The organism is Gracilibacillus xinjiangensis (genome assembly GCF_042651765.1).
GTDB classification, from domain to species: Bacteria; Bacillota; Bacilli; order Bacillales; family Amphibacillaceae; genus Gracilibacillus; species Gracilibacillus xinjiangensis.
On record NZ_JBHSDT010000001.1, the window covers coordinates 17,454 to 33,544 of the forward strand.

The 16,091-nt window shown below is 34.9% G+C and carries 17 protein-coding genes; 8 read left to right on the forward strand and 9 right to left on the reverse strand.

Features of this window, described 5'->3' with window-relative positions; translation table 11 throughout:
* Window positions 1–22 precede the first annotated feature (22 nt).
* From ntdP to mutY, 3 genes are all read right to left on the reverse strand, one after another.
* On the reverse strand, window positions 23–553 hold the full coding sequence (gene ntdP / locus ACFOY7_RS00090; RefSeq protein ID WP_390248140.1) for a nucleoside tri-diphosphate phosphatase: 531 nt from the start codon (window positions 551–553) through the stop codon (window positions 23–25).
* A gap of 273 nt (window positions 554–826) precedes the next feature.
* Window positions 827–1,003 carry a gamma-type small acid-soluble spore protein gene (locus ACFOY7_RS00095; RefSeq protein ID WP_390248142.1) on the reverse strand — a complete coding sequence of 59 codons (177 nt, stop codon included), beginning with the start codon at window positions 1,001–1,003 and terminating at the stop codon, window positions 827–829.
* A gap of 131 nt (window positions 1,004–1,134) precedes the next feature.
* Window positions 1,135–2,220: an A/G-specific adenine glycosylase gene (mutY, locus tag ACFOY7_RS00100; RefSeq protein ID WP_390248144.1), complete on the reverse strand. Its 1,086-nt coding sequence runs from the start codon at window positions 2,218–2,220 to the stop codon at window positions 1,135–1,137.
* Between the two features lie 127 nt (window positions 2,221–2,347).
* Between mutY and ACFOY7_RS00105 the strand changes: the two genes are divergently transcribed.
* A complete protein-coding gene (locus tag ACFOY7_RS00105; RefSeq protein WP_390248146.1) occupies window positions 2,348–3,337 on the forward strand; it encodes a metal-dependent hydrolase in 990 nt (329 codons plus the stop codon).
* A 69-nt stretch (window positions 3,338–3,406) separates the two neighbouring features.
* On the opposite strand, the gene ACFOY7_RS00110 is transcribed toward ACFOY7_RS00105, so the two are convergent.
* Both ACFOY7_RS00110 and ACFOY7_RS00115 read right to left on the reverse strand, forming a co-directional pair.
* The gene (locus tag ACFOY7_RS00110) at window positions 3,407–3,679 is read right to left on the reverse strand and encodes a YfhJ family protein (RefSeq protein ID WP_390248148.1); all 273 of its coding nucleotides are present in this window, start codon (window positions 3,677–3,679) and stop codon (window positions 3,407–3,409) included.
* A gap of 48 nt (window positions 3,680–3,727) precedes the next feature.
* Window positions 3,728–4,060, reverse strand: a complete 333-nt coding sequence (locus tag ACFOY7_RS00115; protein WP_390248150.1) for a YfhH family protein — start codon at window positions 4,058–4,060, stop codon at window positions 3,728–3,730.
* A gap of 125 nt (window positions 4,061–4,185) precedes the next feature.
* Between ACFOY7_RS00115 and ACFOY7_RS00120 the strand changes: the two genes are divergently transcribed.
* Window positions 4,186–4,977 (forward strand): HAD family hydrolase, encoded by a 792-nt coding sequence (locus ACFOY7_RS00120; protein ID WP_390248152.1) that lies wholly within the window; start codon window positions 4,186–4,188, stop codon window positions 4,975–4,977.
* A gap of 38 nt (window positions 4,978–5,015) precedes the next feature.
* On the opposite strand, the gene recX is transcribed toward ACFOY7_RS00120, so the two are convergent.
* A complete protein-coding gene (gene recX / locus ACFOY7_RS00125; RefSeq protein WP_390248154.1) occupies window positions 5,016–5,834 on the reverse strand; it encodes a recombination regulator RecX in 819 nt (272 codons plus the stop codon).
* Between the two features lie 71 nt (window positions 5,835–5,905).
* On the opposite strand from recX, the gene ACFOY7_RS00130 reads away from it, so the two are divergent.
* The 5 genes from ACFOY7_RS00130 to ACFOY7_RS00150 all read left to right on the forward strand — a co-directional run bounded on the left by ACFOY7_RS00130 (window position 5,906) and on the right by ACFOY7_RS00150 (window position 9,320).
* Window positions 5,906–6,805 (forward strand): TIGR01777 family oxidoreductase, encoded by a 900-nt coding sequence (locus tag ACFOY7_RS00130; RefSeq protein ID WP_390248156.1) that lies wholly within the window; start codon window positions 5,906–5,908, stop codon window positions 6,803–6,805.
* A gap of 374 nt (window positions 6,806–7,179) precedes the next feature.
* Window positions 7,180–7,731 carry a GNAT family N-acetyltransferase gene (locus tag ACFOY7_RS00135; RefSeq protein WP_390248158.1) on the forward strand — a complete coding sequence of 184 codons (552 nt, stop codon included), beginning with the start codon at window positions 7,180–7,182 and terminating at the stop codon, window positions 7,729–7,731.
* Window positions 7,732–7,816: 85 nt separating this feature from the next.
* Window positions 7,817–8,185 (forward strand): CidA/LrgA family protein, encoded by a 369-nt coding sequence (locus tag ACFOY7_RS00140; RefSeq protein ID WP_390248160.1) that lies wholly within the window; start codon window positions 7,817–7,819, stop codon window positions 8,183–8,185.
* Window positions 8,182–8,871, forward strand: coding sequence for an LrgB family protein (locus ACFOY7_RS00145; RefSeq protein ID WP_390248162.1), 690 nt, complete (start codon window positions 8,182–8,184; stop codon window positions 8,869–8,871). Before ACFOY7_RS00140 ends, ACFOY7_RS00145 begins: the two co-directional genes overlap by 4 nt.
* A 203-nt stretch (window positions 8,872–9,074) precedes the next feature.
* On the forward strand, window positions 9,075–9,320 hold the full coding sequence (locus ACFOY7_RS00150) for a YuzB family protein (RefSeq protein WP_390248704.1): 246 nt from the start codon (window positions 9,075–9,077) through the stop codon (window positions 9,318–9,320).
* A gap of 22 nt (window positions 9,321–9,342) precedes the next feature.
* Here ACFOY7_RS00150 and ald read toward each other — a convergent pair whose 3' ends face one another.
* The 3 genes from ald to ACFOY7_RS00165 all read right to left on the reverse strand — a co-directional run bounded on the left by ald (window position 9,343) and on the right by ACFOY7_RS00165 (window position 14,154).
* A complete protein-coding gene (ald, locus tag ACFOY7_RS00155) occupies window positions 9,343–10,458 on the reverse strand; it encodes an alanine dehydrogenase (protein ID WP_390248164.1) in 1,116 nt (371 codons plus the stop codon).
* 196 nt (window positions 10,459–10,654) lie between these two features.
* Window positions 10,655–11,482, reverse strand: coding sequence for a dimethylarginine dimethylaminohydrolase family protein (locus ACFOY7_RS00160; protein ID WP_390248166.1), 828 nt, complete (start codon window positions 11,480–11,482; stop codon window positions 10,655–10,657).
* A gap of 554 nt (window positions 11,483–12,036) precedes the next feature.
* Complete coding sequence (locus tag ACFOY7_RS00165) at window positions 12,037–14,154, reverse strand: ATP-dependent Clp protease ATP-binding subunit (RefSeq protein ID WP_390248168.1); 2,118 nt, start codon at window positions 14,152–14,154, stop codon at window positions 12,037–12,039.
* Window positions 14,155–14,605: 451 nt separating this feature from the next.
* Here ACFOY7_RS00165 and ACFOY7_RS00170 point away from each other — a divergent pair, with 451 nt between their 5' ends.
* Entirely contained in the window at window positions 14,606–15,979 is a 1,374-nt protein-coding gene (locus tag ACFOY7_RS00170; protein WP_390248170.1) for a tetratricopeptide repeat protein, read from the forward strand.
* The last annotated feature ends 112 nt before the right edge of the window (window positions 15,980–16,091 follow it).

Consider the following 16,091-nt stretch of genomic DNA (forward strand, 5'->3'; position numbering starts at 1 on the left):
ACACCTCTTTCATTTACCGATATCAAGATCGATAAGTTAAATACCACTCATACCATTGATCAACGAATTCGGGTGAAAATGGTCCTTTTCTCTGTCTTATCCAATGAAGCAAATGGTTTAAATTATTCGTTAGAATCTTGTCTAAAACTTTCGGATAATTCATTTGCTGTTTGTGTAACTCATATTCATCTTCATCTAACAATGTAAACGTCATATCTGGAAATACCTTAACATCTAAATCGTAGTCGATATACTTGACAGCCCCATCTTCAAACACAAATGGCGAACTTATATTACAGTAATAATATATCCCATCATCACGAAGCATCCCAATAATATTGAACCAATATTTTACATGAAAGAAACAGATTGCAGGTTCTCTTGTAATCCATGTTCTCCCATCACTTTCTGTTACTAATGTTTTATCATTCGCACCAATTACTCGATTATTGGTTCCTTTTAATACTGTCGTTGTATCCCAGACACGATGGAGCTGACCATTGTGCTTATAGCTTTGAATCTGTATTGTGTTACCTGGTTCTAGGCCATCCATGCGTATCTTCTCCTTTTTAAATTTTGTTGTAGTACTAACTATTATAACGATAAAAAATAAAAAAAGCGAATACGCGTACTTGACCAGCTAAAGTCATTACTAAATATACCCCGCTTATTTCCGCTAAAGAAACTAAGAGTCCTAATAAGTTTATAAAAGGATATCGTTTTATAAATAAATTTGCTTTGAATAACGGGATATACTATTTTGCAGATGCAGATACAAATAAAAAGCTCGGACCATTAAAAAATGGTCCGAGCTTTTTTATCAATATTATTTTTTGTTATTTTCAGACTTTCTATTTTGCGCTCTTACTTCTTGAGCATTTGTTTCGCTAGCGAACTCAGTACCAAAATTCCCTTGGCCTTGTGCTGCTGCTTGATTTTGACGCTGTACTTCTTGAGCATTTGTTTTGCTCGCCTGGTTTGCTGGGTTTTGTCTTTTAGCCATCATAATCACCTCCACGAACTTTAATTTACCCAGCGGAAAATATTTTATTCGGCAAATATTTGATTCGATCATTTGTTAAATTTTTCGTAAGAAGTGTTTTATCAGTAATGCCTCATTACTTACTACATAAACTAATGAAGGATTTGTTTATACACTTTTTGATGCGATACCGGTAATGGGTAGTCGCCGATTTCTTCTATTGAAAGCATTCTCTGGTGATGATTAAGTGCCTTTACCTTATCACATTTTATCTTCAAAACATTTAGTTCCCAAGTTATATGGGAAAACACATGTTTTATTGGTTGTAAATATTCGATGGTTTGACAATCAGTATGATAACGTTCCTTTATAAATGGAATGAGAAGGTTCTCACTTACTTCCTTTGTTTCAACCATTGGAAATTGCCACATTTGAGCAAGCAGACCTTCAGCTGGTCGTTGTTCTAATAAATAATTTGCTTTATTATCTTCTAATACTAAAACAAAATAAGTTTTTTGTTTCTGTTTTGTTTTTTTTGTTTTGACTGGTAATGTTTTTTCGATTCCTTTTTTATATGCTATACAATGCTCCTGTACAGGACACAATAAACAGCTTGGATTTCTAGGTGTACAAATAAGTGCACCAAGCTCCATTAACCCTTGATTGAAAGCAGAAGGATTATTATGAGAAATTAATTGTCTAACTGCTTGTTCGAATATTTTTCTTGTTTTTGCTTTTGCTATATCTTCTTGAATTACCAATATTCTGGATAGTACACGCATAACATTTCCGTCAACAGCAGGCTCAGGCATATCATAAGCAATGCTTAAAACTGCACCTGTCGTGTACGGCCCTACACCTTTTAAATTACCGAATTTGTCGGGATCTTCGGGGATTTTTGCATCGTATTTCTCGACAACTTCTTTTACTGCTGATTGAAGGTTCCTAATACGTGAATAATAACCAAGACCTTCCCATGATTTTAAAACTTCTTGTTCGTCTGCTGATGCAAGAGCCTCAATCGTTGGGAAATTACTGATAAATCGTTGAAAATACGGAATAACTGTTTCTACTTTGGTCTGTTGCAGCATTATTTCAGAAACCCATACGCGATAGGGGTCCTGATTCTTACGCCAAGGTAAATCTCTTTGCTCTTCTTCAAACCAATTGATTAAATCATCGCGGAATTGGGGTATATTAATTGTAATAAGTATTTCATTTGATTGCTTTTTTTTCACAAGTGCTCATCCTTCGTGATACAATGATGTTGTTAATTTTCACTTTTCCTGTGGTAAAGTGAATATATGTAAGCTTCCACACCTATGATAAGGTTTATTAGATATTAATGATAAGGGGGCAGCTATGATGGATACAGCAACACATATTACAATGGGCATTGCTCTTGGTGGGCTTGCTACACTTGATCCTGTAGTCCAGCAAGATTCAACCCTTTTTAATGCGGTAATGGTTGGCACAATCATTGGCTCCCACGCTCCTGATTTCGATACCATTTTAAAATTACGGAACAATGCCGCATATTTACGAAATCATCGCGGGATTACTCATTCCGTTCCAGCCGTGATTTTCTGGGGAATTGCAATTTCTTCAGTCATCTATTTATTCGTGCCTGAAGTTAACTTCCTCCATCTTTGGTTATGGACTTTTTTAGCAGTAATCTTCCACGTTTTTGTAGATATCTTTAATGCATACGGCACTCAAGCATACCGGCCGTTTACAAAAAAATGGGTAGCATATGGATTCATCAGCACATTTGATCCATACATCTTCAGTTTCCATATTATTGGGATTATCGCGTGGGTTTTAGGCGCGAATCCTGGTTACACTTGGTTAGTAATTTATTTCATTATTCTATTGTATTATATTAAGCGATATCTCGACAAGAGGGAAATTGTCAGCTATATTCATCAACATTTTGAAAATATTGAAAAAGTTACTACATCACCAACAACGAAACAAAACATATGGCGAATAGCTATAATTACAAAAGATTATTATTTTGTAGGAAGAGTAGAAGATGGTCATATAAAAGTTGATGATCAATTCGAAAAGATACCTGTCCCTGCCAATGAGCTATTCTCTGTTGCAAAAAGGGATAAGAATATTGCTGCATTTCTATCTTTTTCCCCTATTTATCGTTGGGAATGGAATGTATATGATGACTTTAGTGAGGTTCGTTTTTATGATCTTCGTTATCGTAATGAGGGGCACTACCCGTTTGTTGCAATCGTTCAAATTGATGACAATATGCGGATTATGAATTCTTACACAGGTTGGGTCTTTTCCGAAGAAAAGTTACAAACGAAACTTAATACCATTAAACAACTTACCACTTAAAAAGCCGCCAAATTAGAAGCAGCCTTTCCCTTGGCTTGCTTCCGATTTGGCAATGTTTTACCATCAACTTTAATGAAATGGTTTATTATCATTATTATATATAAGCCTTTTATACTTCGGATATCTTTCAGCAAATTCACTAAGATTTGAACCATATTGTTTGATCCAATGTCTGACTATTTTCAGCGTAACTTCCGCACCTTCATATTTCCTTCCGGCCTTTGCACGTGTTGTTTCAAAATCTTCCCATAACAATTCGACCCAGCTTCTCGCTTCGATCAATGATAACTCCTGATTTGTTTGTTGTAATTCTTTTGCTAAGCTTTCAATTGACTCATGCATATATTTCACCTACTTTGAATTTCTCCGCTGACCACTCGTATTGAAGAATTATTGATTTGGAACTTGTAAAATGGATAATGGCACTGCTTCTTCTTTTTCAAGCTTTTGCCCGAGTAAATTGATCCGATGTCCCCAAGCAAACACACCATTAATGTATGTTATTTCAAATAATTGACCTGGGTCACCTGCCAATTCATATCGTTCCCCTTTATGAAAGTCTTTTGGATTTACAAGATAGGCTGCTGCCATCTGCAATTTCCGTTCCAATATTTCATATTCACTAACATTACCTAGTTGTTCTGCTTTCTGTACTTTTTCTTTTAATATGCCAATCTCTGCACGCAATTCTTCAACAGTGTACGTACTATACCTGCGTTCCATTTCCCCACCACCAATAGTTAATTACTTATTATTTTAGCACGGAGTTTATTCGTTCACAATTAAACAAATTTTTCGTAATAGTTTGCTGTAATGTTTATAATGATGTTATAGAGGGAGGATATAATATGGTAAAATTATTCGCAACAGATTTAGACGGTACATTGCTCAAAAAAGGTAATATAATTAAAGAAGAAGATAAAGATTCGATAAAGAGATTATCAGATAATGGAATAGACTTTGCTATTGCTACTGGCAGATTAGACAGGGATATCTTAGAAATATGTAAAGAAATTAATCAGTCAGCACATAGAGTTAGTCAGAATGGTACTTTTGTCCAAACAAAAACGAATGAATCTATTTATACAAAGACTTTCGATGTTTCAAATAGTAAAGCTATCCATGAAAAAATGAGAAAATACCAGAATATTTTATGTATTTCAACTAAAGATGAACTCTATATTTCCAAAATAACAGCAGAAATGAAAGCACTCGAAAACTTTTTATACTTTCCTTTAATAGAAGGAATTGATTTCCTCGACCAGTATGGAGAGAGTATCCATGCAAGTAAATATATGTTACTTGGTGAAGAACAGGACTTGGTGAAAATCCAAACAGAATTGCTTTCACATTTTACCGATAATATAGAATCGTATCTATCTGACCCTAATTGCTTAGATATTGTTCCTAAAGGTGTCAGTAAAGCGGAAGGTTTAAAAGCTCTTGCTCAGCATCTGCAGATGGAACCTAATGAGATCGCAGTTGTTGGTGACTCTTATAACGATATTCCGATGTTTGAAATGACGCCAAATAGTTACGCAATGTCTACAGCGCCAGCTGCTGTCCAACAAAAAGCATCTCATGTAGTAGATGATGTGTTTGAAGCTATTGATCATATTACAAATGCAGTGAAAAGCTAATCATCTGACCATTCCTCTATCTATGAACGGAGGGGTGGTCATTTCTCCTCAAGCACATATTCGTCTATAAAACGTTGTATTAATTCTGATTCAAAGCCTTTTCGGTATAAGTTTGCTTTGATCTTTTGCTGCAGTGGAAAACCAGTATCTTTCTTCCTGTATTTTTGCAACGCCTTTTCTCCTTGATAAATTATTGCTTCATATTCCTCATCATTATTTACATCTGTTTTTATGTTTTGAAATACTTCATTAATAATGCCTAAAGAATAACCTTTTTGAAGCAATGACTGTTTTACAGAGTCCATTTGTTGTTTGAAAGATTTCTTCGATGACCGGTCCATTTTTTTCCTGATTAATTGTTCAACTTTTTCATATTGTTTTGTAAAAGGGAACTGAGCTAACGCCTTTTCGGCAATTGTTTGGTTTACACCTTTTTCGATTAGTTCCTTTTTAATTAATAAAGGACCTTTTACAGATGTTTCTACCCGTGTTCTAACTAAAGCTTCACTAAAAGCAAGGTCATTTAACAACCCTTCATTCTTTAATCTGTGAATAACTTCGTCTATAAATGTAATTTCTATGTCTTTCTTTTGTAAATAATTAATTAATTCTTGTACAGAACGCATTCTATAACTTAAAAATTTTAAAGAAAGGGTATACACTTTATAAGAGGCATCTTTTTCCTGAATCTGTTCGATTACTTCTTGCGATAATTCTTGTCCCTTATGCAGATGATAAGAGATAAGCAAGTCTTCATCAACACTAAAGCCGTAATACTCAGAGGCTTTATCTTTCAGAAAAATATTATATCGATGCTTATTCTTTTTTTGAACTGATATTTTCGAAACAATAGGCACTCTATTCACCTCTTTTTCACATCATAACATACAAACGTTTGTTCTTCAATTAAATTTGGGAGGTCGTCATCGTGAAAATAGCAATAGCAGGCGGTACAGGTTATGTGGGAAAGCATTTAACAAAAAGATTGGCAGAACGAGGAGATATGATTTATATCCTGACAAGAAACCCGGCTAAGTATAAAAATACAGATCAAGTAAGCTATGTTGGTTGGTTGACTGATGGGTCAGATCCAGCTAAGGAACTGCCAGAAATAGATGCTATCGTAAACCTTGCAGGGGATTCGCTTTTTGGTTACTGGACAAAAACTAAGAAAGATCGAATTTATCAAAGTAGAATTAATACTACATATGAAATATATGAAATAATTAAACAATTAGATTTGAAACCGGAAGTTTTAATTAATGCTTCGGCTGTCGGTTACTTTGGTACTTCAAAATCAGAAACCTTTACAGAGGAAGCTTGTGAGCCTGGTAATGATTTTTTATCAGAAGTGACAGAAGCTTGGGAACAAACTGCACAACAGGTGAAAGCAGAAGGGGTACGTACTGTTCTTGCACGGTTTGGTGTCATACTTGGCAGAGAAGGGGCCCTCTCATTAATGGCACTGCCATTTAAACTGTATGTTGGCGGCAGGATTGGTGATGGAGATCAATGGATTTCCTGGGTCCATATAGATGATGTTGTAGGGATGATTGTGTTTGCAATTGATAATAAATATGTTGAAGGGCCGTTTCATGTAACATCACCACAACCCGTCACTAACCAAGAGATGACAGGTAGGTTAGCTAAGATTCTTGATAGACCAAATTGGCTGCCAGTGCCAACTATTCTGTTAAAGATAATATTAGGTGAAATGAGTATGCTTGTTGTGAAGGGACAAAAAGTATTACCGGAAAAAGCATTAATTTTAAACTACCAATTTAAATACCCGACAGTTAATAGTGCGTTAAAAGAAATTTTCAAATAATTTCGATATTTCGGCCAAATACACCTATTTCTGCTCATAATTTGACGTATTATTAATCCAGTGTAATTTATGTTAACTTTTCTTAAAGTTACTCCATATTACTTTGATTTTTTCTTTATTTTTTAACAAAAAACTATTTACAACATATACATTAATTGTGTAAGATAAGGATAGATTTTTTTGAAACATTTATGTGTCGGCATAGAGGGAAGGCAAATGGTGCGCCACCAGCGAGAAGTCTGGTTCTAGTGGGTTCGATTCCCACCCCGAATTTTTGTGGCTTTTTGATAAAAATTCGAGGGTGAATGGAACGTTACTATGGGGTAAACCTGTCTTCTTCCATAACACCCTCCACCAAACAGGAGGGTTTTTTAATGCTAAAAAAAAGAGAATTACAAGATGCACCTGCTTTATATGAATTAATGAAGCACCCTGAAGTCTTTCCATATGTCAGACATAAGGCATTCTCTACTGATGAATTTTACTTTTTAACAAAAAAGACGATTGAATCTGAGGAAAATGGAAAATTGATTTCACGTACCATTATGGATGAATGCTATAATCCGATCGGTACAATTAACCTTTTTGATATTGAGAATGGAGCTGGTTTTCTTGCAACATGGATTGGTAAGCCTTATTTTGGGCAAGGTTATAATAAACTAGCAAAGGACGCTTTCTTTAGTGAGCTGTTTTATGATTATTCGATTAATGCAATATTTATTAAAATCCGTAAAACGAACCTTCGCTCATCGAAAGCGATTCTAAAAGTTCCATTTGTTATGTACGCAAATGAAAGTTTTCCAGAAATATATGAAAAGGTGAATCAGGCATCTTCTGATGAACCAATCTATGATTTATATGTTATTACAAGAGATTGTTACTTCGCACACCAAGAAACATCCAAAGAGGGCGAAGAAGCAATGTGAATACTTTGTCACCTAACCGATTTTATTGTACTATGTAATATAGTTCTCAAAAATCGGTTAGGTTTTTTTTCTGGAGGCTTGTATCATGCTCAAATCCATCCGTATTGTCATACAAATAGCTGTGCTTTTTCTTTTTAATTATACAGGTGAAACAATTCAAACATCTTTAAACTTAACGATCCCAGGTAGCATTATCGGTATGCTGCTATTTTTTGTTCTATTATTAACAAAAGTTATTCCTGAGAAGATTATTAAAGATGGAATTGATCTGTTAATCAAAGATATGCCACTTTTTTTCGTTCCAGTGACTGTTGGTGTGATCGAATTTTTTGATTTTCTTAAAGGGAAAGGAAGCTTATTATTATTAATCTCCTTCCTCAGCACAATGGTGGTTATATTCACGACTAGCTATTTATCTGACAGGCTTCTTCGTAAGGAGGCAAATACAAAATGATTGATTTTTTTATCGGTTTTTGTTTTCTATCAGCTACTGTTATCCTTTATTATCTTAGCAAAACGTTTTATCGCTTTATAGCTACACCGTTTACTTTACCAATCATAGTAACTTCACTTCTTATTGTATTATTTTTAATAATTACAGGCATTCCTTATTCTGCTTATATGAACGGAGGACAGTGGATTGATCACTTTCTGGGTCCATTAGTCGTTTCTCTGGCTTTGCCTTTATATAGACAAAGGCATTTAATTAAGAAATATTCCTATATAATCTTTATCGGTATTTGGTTTGGATCTTTCGTTGGTGTGTTAAGTGGTGTATTGCTTAGTTATACGTTAGATTTCGATCAATCAATTATTGCAGCAATTGCACCTAAATCCGTAACAACACCTGTTGCGTTAAGTGTTGCTGATACAGTTGGCGGAAATTTGTCCTTAGCTGCAATTTTTGTAATGATTGCGGGCATAGGCGGAGCAATGTTCGGTCCGTTAATGTGGAAGGTTGGACGGATCAGACACCCTGTTGCACGAGGATTAGGAATTGGAACAGCTTCACATGCCATCGGAACAGCTAAAGCATTAGAGGATAGTGAATTAACTGGTGCTGTCAGTGCATTATCCATGACAATTAGTGCTGTTATTGTCTCGCTAATTGTACCTTTGATCCTTCTCATATTTTCTTAAGCGACACTTAATACAATCCAGAAATCTGCAACATAATTTATATTATATTGCTTTAATGAGTGCGCCCATCCACTTTTTGTTATTTGTTTTATTCCAGTAAAACTTATAAGTTGACAAAGTATTGGTAATATAGTTAGTGTTAAGGTCGATTCATGCAATTTCTGTTACTAATGTCTTACAGATTTTGATGGAAGGTGATGAAAATAGGGATAGTAGTTGTAGAAATATGTGACAGTAATCTAATGAACACATTTGATATAGAAGGAATCATCGAATCTGAATATCCTGAAGTTGCAGTACTTATTAATGATTGTCTCAACTTCTGCGGGCTGTGCCGTTTAAAACCATATGCAATGGTAAATGGTAAAAGAATTCATGGAAAAACGCCTGAAGAAACTTTAGCAAAGATTCGAAAAGCAATTGAAGAAGAATTAGCATTTTTTCACTAAAAAACCGGAAATCCCGGTTTTTTTAGTGAAAAATTGTATGAAGTTCTACATATCGTCTATCAAGTCCTTGAGCAACTGCTTCATGTACGATTTTGCCTTTATAAGTGTTTAACCCCTTTGCAAATGCTGAATCCTTTCTAATGAACTCATCGATCCCTAAATTAGCAAGCTTTAATACATACGGTGTTGTCACATTAGTTAATGCATATGTTGCTGTTTTGGGGACTGCCCCCGGAATGTTTGCAACAGCATAATGTGTGACACCATGCTTTTTATATACAGGGTTCTCGTGTGTTGTTACATGATCAATTGATTCAATAGAACCTCCTTGATCTACCGCTACATCTACAACTACTGATCCATCCTCCATTGATTGGATCATCTCTTCTGTTACCAATTTAGGAGCCCTTGCACCTGGGACAAGAACAGCTCCTACTAACAGATCTGCCTTCATCACTTGTGTTTGAATATTATACTCATTTGAAGCAAGTGTGGTAATTTTACCTGGAAAAGTATCTTCTAGTTCTCTTAAACGATTGATATTGATATCGAGCATTGTTACATTCGCTCCAAGACCGACTGCCACCTTTGCAGCATTTGTTCCAACAAATCCTCCCCCAATGATCACAATATTAGCTGGTTCTACTCCTGGCACACCACCAACTAATACACCTTTGCCGCCTTGAATCTTCTCCAGAAAGTGGACCCCTACTTGTACTGACATTCGACCGGCAATCTCACTCATAGGTGTTAACAGTGGTAATTCACCCGTATTTTTTTGAATGGTTTCATACGCGATTCCTGTTACTTTATTTGAGATTAAAGCATCCGCCACTTCCGTTTCTGCTGCTAAATGTAAGTAAGTAAATAATAATTGCCCTTCCTTAAAGTATGCGAATTCTTCCTTTTGCGGTTCTTTTACTTTAACAATTAGTTCATGTGCCCATGCTTCTTCAGCTGTTGGAACGATGACAGCTCCCGCCCCCTGGTAATCCCTGTCCGAAATACCGCTTCCCACACCTGCATTTGTCTCTATAAAAACTTGATGACCGGAATTTTTTAATGACATAACCCCTGACGGTGTCATCGCTACCCGGTTTTCATCTTGCTTCACTTCTTTTGGGACACCAATTTTCATCCATTCCACCTACTTTCTATTTTTAGTATGATATGTTCATTGTTTATTATTCGTTTTCCCTATTCTGTAAAAAATAACCTGATTTGTTATTAATAAAAACCAACTTAACAGCCCTTAACAAACATAAAAAAAGCTAAAACTATTTCCATTAACGACTGGAATAGTCTTTAGCTTTGCAATGATAATCTTTATACATCTATTTCCGCTCAATTGGCATTGTACAACATCGAAATGAGCCACCTGATTTAATGATTTCTGTAAAAGGAACGCCGATAACTTGATAACCTCTTTTTCTTAATTCATTATTTACCTCATCATTTTCGGTTAATGAAATAATTCTTTTATCACCAATTGACAAAACGTTTGTCCCTAATGTAAATTGCTCTTTTTCTGACACTTCGATTAAATCAAATCTTTCTTTTAACCATTGAACATCCTCCGGTTGAAACACAGGTGGATAAATGATGCCTTCCTTCTCACTAATTATATTAAAGGCACAGTCTAAATGTAATATGTCTTCCCTGATTGGCAATGGTATTACTTCTTTATCAGGCAGATGTTTCTGCAGAGAATCGATTGCTTCCCGAGTTGTCCTCGTACTTACACCTACAAAAACATATTCAGGTGATACAATGACGTCTCCACCTTCGATTGAGGAAGTTGGCAGTGTTTGGTATTTAATTTCCTTTTCTTCTAAGTATGCCTTAAGTATATCTACTTCTGGCTTACGAATATCCTTGTCCATTCGTGCAAGGAAAATTGTATCATCAATCGTAAAGCCTATATCCCTCGTGAACACCTGTTCATTAAATTCTTCTTTCGGATCAAGCAAGATTACCTCTACATCATTTTGTTTTAACACTTGCACAAAACCTTCATGCTGTTTCATTGCACGGTCTACATCAATGTTATCATCCTCGTAGACTCTTTGCGTTGTATTAATGATTTCTTTAATTTCCATATATTTTGGCGGGCATAAAATCACTCTTTCCAGTCGTCCATATTCTGTTTCCTGTTTGATCATAAAAAAAGCCCTCCTCTTTTCTTTTTATTATACCAAGAAGTATTGTAATCATTCTCGTTATGTATATTAGCATATCGCTCATAAATTTATAATAAAAAAACTGCGTTACTTTTTCTAACAAGTTAATTTTGCACATGATAAACCAATGTTATTCTTTATATACAATATTTTATTTTAAAAAACGGAGGGGATTTACATGGGCCGAAAGAGAATGAAAAATCCTAATTTCTTCACATTTATTTTACTAACATTTAAAGTTATGTTTCAGTAATCATTTTAAAAAAAGTTCATATACTAAGAGTAATTATTATATTAAGCACGGACTTGCTATCAAGGATTAGCAAGCCTGTGCTTCTTTGTTTTAACAGAACCTGGATATCTGTTCCTCTATCTATTCTATTAGTGAATCAAGCCACTAAATATATGTAAAGATTTCTCCTCTCCTATTTTCCATCATATGCATTAGACAAATAAAGAGCAAAAAAGTATGATATTTTTATAAAAAAACTCTAGCTGATCTTCATTTATCAGCTAGAGTAAACCTACTATCCATCTTATTCCTTTGTTATCACAATATCGTCATTTTCAAATGTGATGTAAATTTGAGATACATTCTCTTCCTCTAATAAAATGTCCGTAATGCCATCTTCTACTTTGTCTTGAATAACACGACGCAATGGACGGGCACCAAATCTTGGGTCATAGCCTTTGTCTGCGAGGAACTGTTTCGCATGATCACTAACTTCCACACTTAATCCTTCCTCTGCTAATTGAGCAGCAAGATCCCCTAACATTAAATCAACAATTTGCAATAAATCTTGCTGTGTCAATTCGTTAAATGGAATAATCGCATCAAACCGATTTAAAAATTCTGGTTTGAAATAACCACTTAAATTTTCCAATGTTGAGACAGCTTCATTGTTACCACTTGTAAAGCCGACTGTAATTTTCTTTGACCCTGTACCGGCATTACTTGTCATTATTATTACTGTATCTTTAAAGCTTACTGTTCTCCCATGGCTATCAGTTAAATGACCATCCTCCATGATTTGCAGGAACATGTTTTGCACATCTGGATGTGCCTTTTCTATCTCATCTAACAAAATGAGACTGTAAGGATTACGGCGTACTTTTTCTGTAAGTTGACCTGCTTCTTCATGTCCTACATATCCTGGAGGTGAACCAATTATTTTTGAGACAGCGTGTTTTTCCATATATTCACTCATGTCAAGTCTTATCATCGCGTCTTTTGTACCAAAGAGTTCTTCTGCTAAAGCTTTCGTTAATTCTGTTTTCCCAACACCAGTTGGCCCAACAAATAAGAAAGAACCTATTGGACGCTCCTTTGCTTTCAATCCAGCACGGCTGCGGCGGACAGCTTTAGCTACTTTATCGACTGCTACTTGTTGCCCAATTACTTTTTTAGACAGGTTATTTGCTAACTTTTTCATTTTTGATTGTTCATCTGCCTGAATCTTTCGAACTGGGATTCCTGTTTTCTCTTCGATAATCAACTGAATATCTTCTAAACTTATTTCCGCTTTTGGAGCTTCTTTCGTTTCAGCCAATTTTTTCTCCAACTTAATTTCCTGGTGTCTTAAGTTAGCTGCTCTCTCATAATCTTCTTGTTCAGCTGCTTCCGTTTTTTCTTTAGAAATTTCATCTAGTCGTTGTTGTAGTGCATCATGATCTGTTTCCGACACTTCTAGATTAAGTCTTGCACCAGCTTCATCAATTAAATCGATTGCTTTATCTGGTAAGAAGCGATCCTGAATGTAACGTTTAGATAACGTAACAGCAGCACGAAGGACCTCATCAGAGTAAGTTACTTTATGATAATTTTCATAACGTTCTTTTAATCCTTGTAAAATTTGCTCCGCCTCTTCCAAGCTTGGTTCTTTGACTATAATCGGTTGGAATCGACGTTCAAGTGCTGCATCCTTCTCAATTTGCCGGTATTCCTTAAGAGTGGTTGCACCGATTAATTGCAATTCACCGCGCGCTAAAGCCGGTTTTAGTATATTTCCTGCATCCATCTGTGAACCTTCTGCTGTTCCAGCACCAACTAGTAAATGAATTTCATCTACAAATAAAATTACATTCTGGCGTTCTTGTAATTCTTTGACCAATTGCTTCATTCTTTCTTCAAATTGACCTCTCACACCAGTATTAGCTACCAGTGATGCGACATCTAAAATATATATTTCTTTATTCAATAATTTAGAAGGAACATTACCTTCCGCAACTTTTAATGCTAGTCCTTCTGCAATTGCTGTTTTACCCACTCCTGGTTCACCGATAAGTACAGGATTGTTTTTGTTACGTCGATTTAATGTTTCAATCACACGTTTCACTTCTTTATCTCGCCCAATTACTGGGTCTATTAAACCTGCCCTTGCAGCGTCTGTTAAGTTTTTTCCAAGCTGGTCAATCAGACCGTTACCTCGTTTATTTTTATTATATGTTTTTGTATGGGCTTGGTTTGATCCATTAGCATTCCCTGAAAAAAAGGAATGAAAGTCTTGTCCGCCAAACATGTTAGACGGTTGGTTCATTTGATTTTTTATTTCATTAAAGCATGTATCACACACTTGTAATTGTTGAGTTTGATCATTGAATCGAAGGCTAACAGTTATGTTGGCTTGGCGTATTCCACAATTTTGACATTTCATCATATCTTCCTCCTTCAATTTCTTTAGTGTAGGTCAGTTTTGACTTTGACTATATTTGACCTTTTCTGATTCATATTATACTTTGACCTTCTTTGACTTTCAAGTTCTATGCTCAATTTTCTCAACATACTTAAAGGATCAAGAATGCAACATAGTTCAAAAAATTAAAAAAACCAACCGCGAAAGCAGGCTGGTTAGACTCATTCATTATTTTTATAAAACAACACCGAACGGGATAAGCACAATTAATAAAGCTATTAATATGGACCAGATGAGTTCTTTTAACAACTTCGTATCCCCCTATGTTTTTCTTACAGTTTATCATAGCCAAATAAATAATCGAATGTATTAGCAGTTTTCTTAACATACAATTTACATAACAATGTCCTTTCACCACATTATCTAATGTGATATGATAAAACTACCAAGAAAAAAGGAGTTGTTGCGGATTATGACGACTATTAAGCTTATTCACCATAAAAAAGAAATAAAAATGAATGTGAAACATCTGACAATATACAAACAGGCCAAGATTGTCGAGATGATTGATGCAAACCAACAATATTTTACAGCGATTTTCTATAAAAATAAATTTATTAATGCAAAAAAACTAAACGCAATGAAACTCCAATCCTTTCTTACCAATGCTTATACTAATGGTAACCAATACCCTTCCAACCATCCTCTTACGAGAGCCTTTCTCAACACCAATAAGAAATACCGTATAACTACATCAAATCAAATGTTCCAAAACCTTAAAGATAAATATGCAGATATTGAAATGCTTTATGTTCTTTCCATGTTTGATAATTTCCTTGACCACAGAAAAATTAGAGCATTGTGTAAGAAGATATTTTATCAATACCGTCGTAATGGGCAGATGAAGATGGCCTTTCGTACTATTGTTAACTATATCCAAATCCGACCGCATGATCGCTTTGCTACAGATATGATTCACCATATGGATTTTCAAAAATATCAAGAATCCTATCAAGATTTCAATACCATGGTTACTAAATGGGCAGACCCACTATATATTGAAGCTACGGCTGTTAATTTCCTTACCTCAAATCCGATAAACGATCAATTATTCCAGTTTTACGACAAGGAAGAACGATGGTTTGATGCACTTGCACTATATTATCAATTATTCCAAACTCAAAAATTTCCAATTGAAACGCATAAATTAGACAATTTCGAGGCACTGCTAAATAAAATAAATAATAATGAAATTATTGTATCTTTCTGGGAAGAACTGCTGAAAGTAAATCCTGCATCTGATAGAATCTTAAAAAAACTAGCTGATAATCATGCTAATGATGCAGTAATTGCGAACATGTTAATGTCGAATAACGGAATACAATTAGATGTTTTTGAGAAAGCTCTTCTGACAGTTGATGGAGAATTCCTTTTCCATTATAAGGATCAATTATTTTCTTATATTATTAAAAATTTTAAAAATGACCAAACAAAAATGGAGAAACTTGTCCACTATTGTATGAGGAAATTATTACCACACATCTCAATAACAGAAATGCTAGGCTATTTAGAGCAAATCGAATTACCTGTAACGACTAAACTTAAAAACATGAAACAACTTGAACAGAATCCTGACAAACAATTTGTACTTGGTGAACTCTACTACCAATTAGAACAATATGATAAAGCAATCAAATGTTTCGAATGGGAGATGGAATTATCTCCAGATGATCCGAAGCCACTGCAGTATTTACAGAAAAGTTACAATGCTATTGGTGATAAGACAACAGCAAAGAATTATCAAGATCTATTAGTCAACATAACATCTCGTTCCAAAACATCCTAATTGAAGTGCATTATGCTTACTGGGAAAACGGCACTACCCTTATCTTTCTTCTGTACTTACGAGCAGAAACGATAAGGGTCTTCGCTTAATTTATTCATTAATAAGTTATATG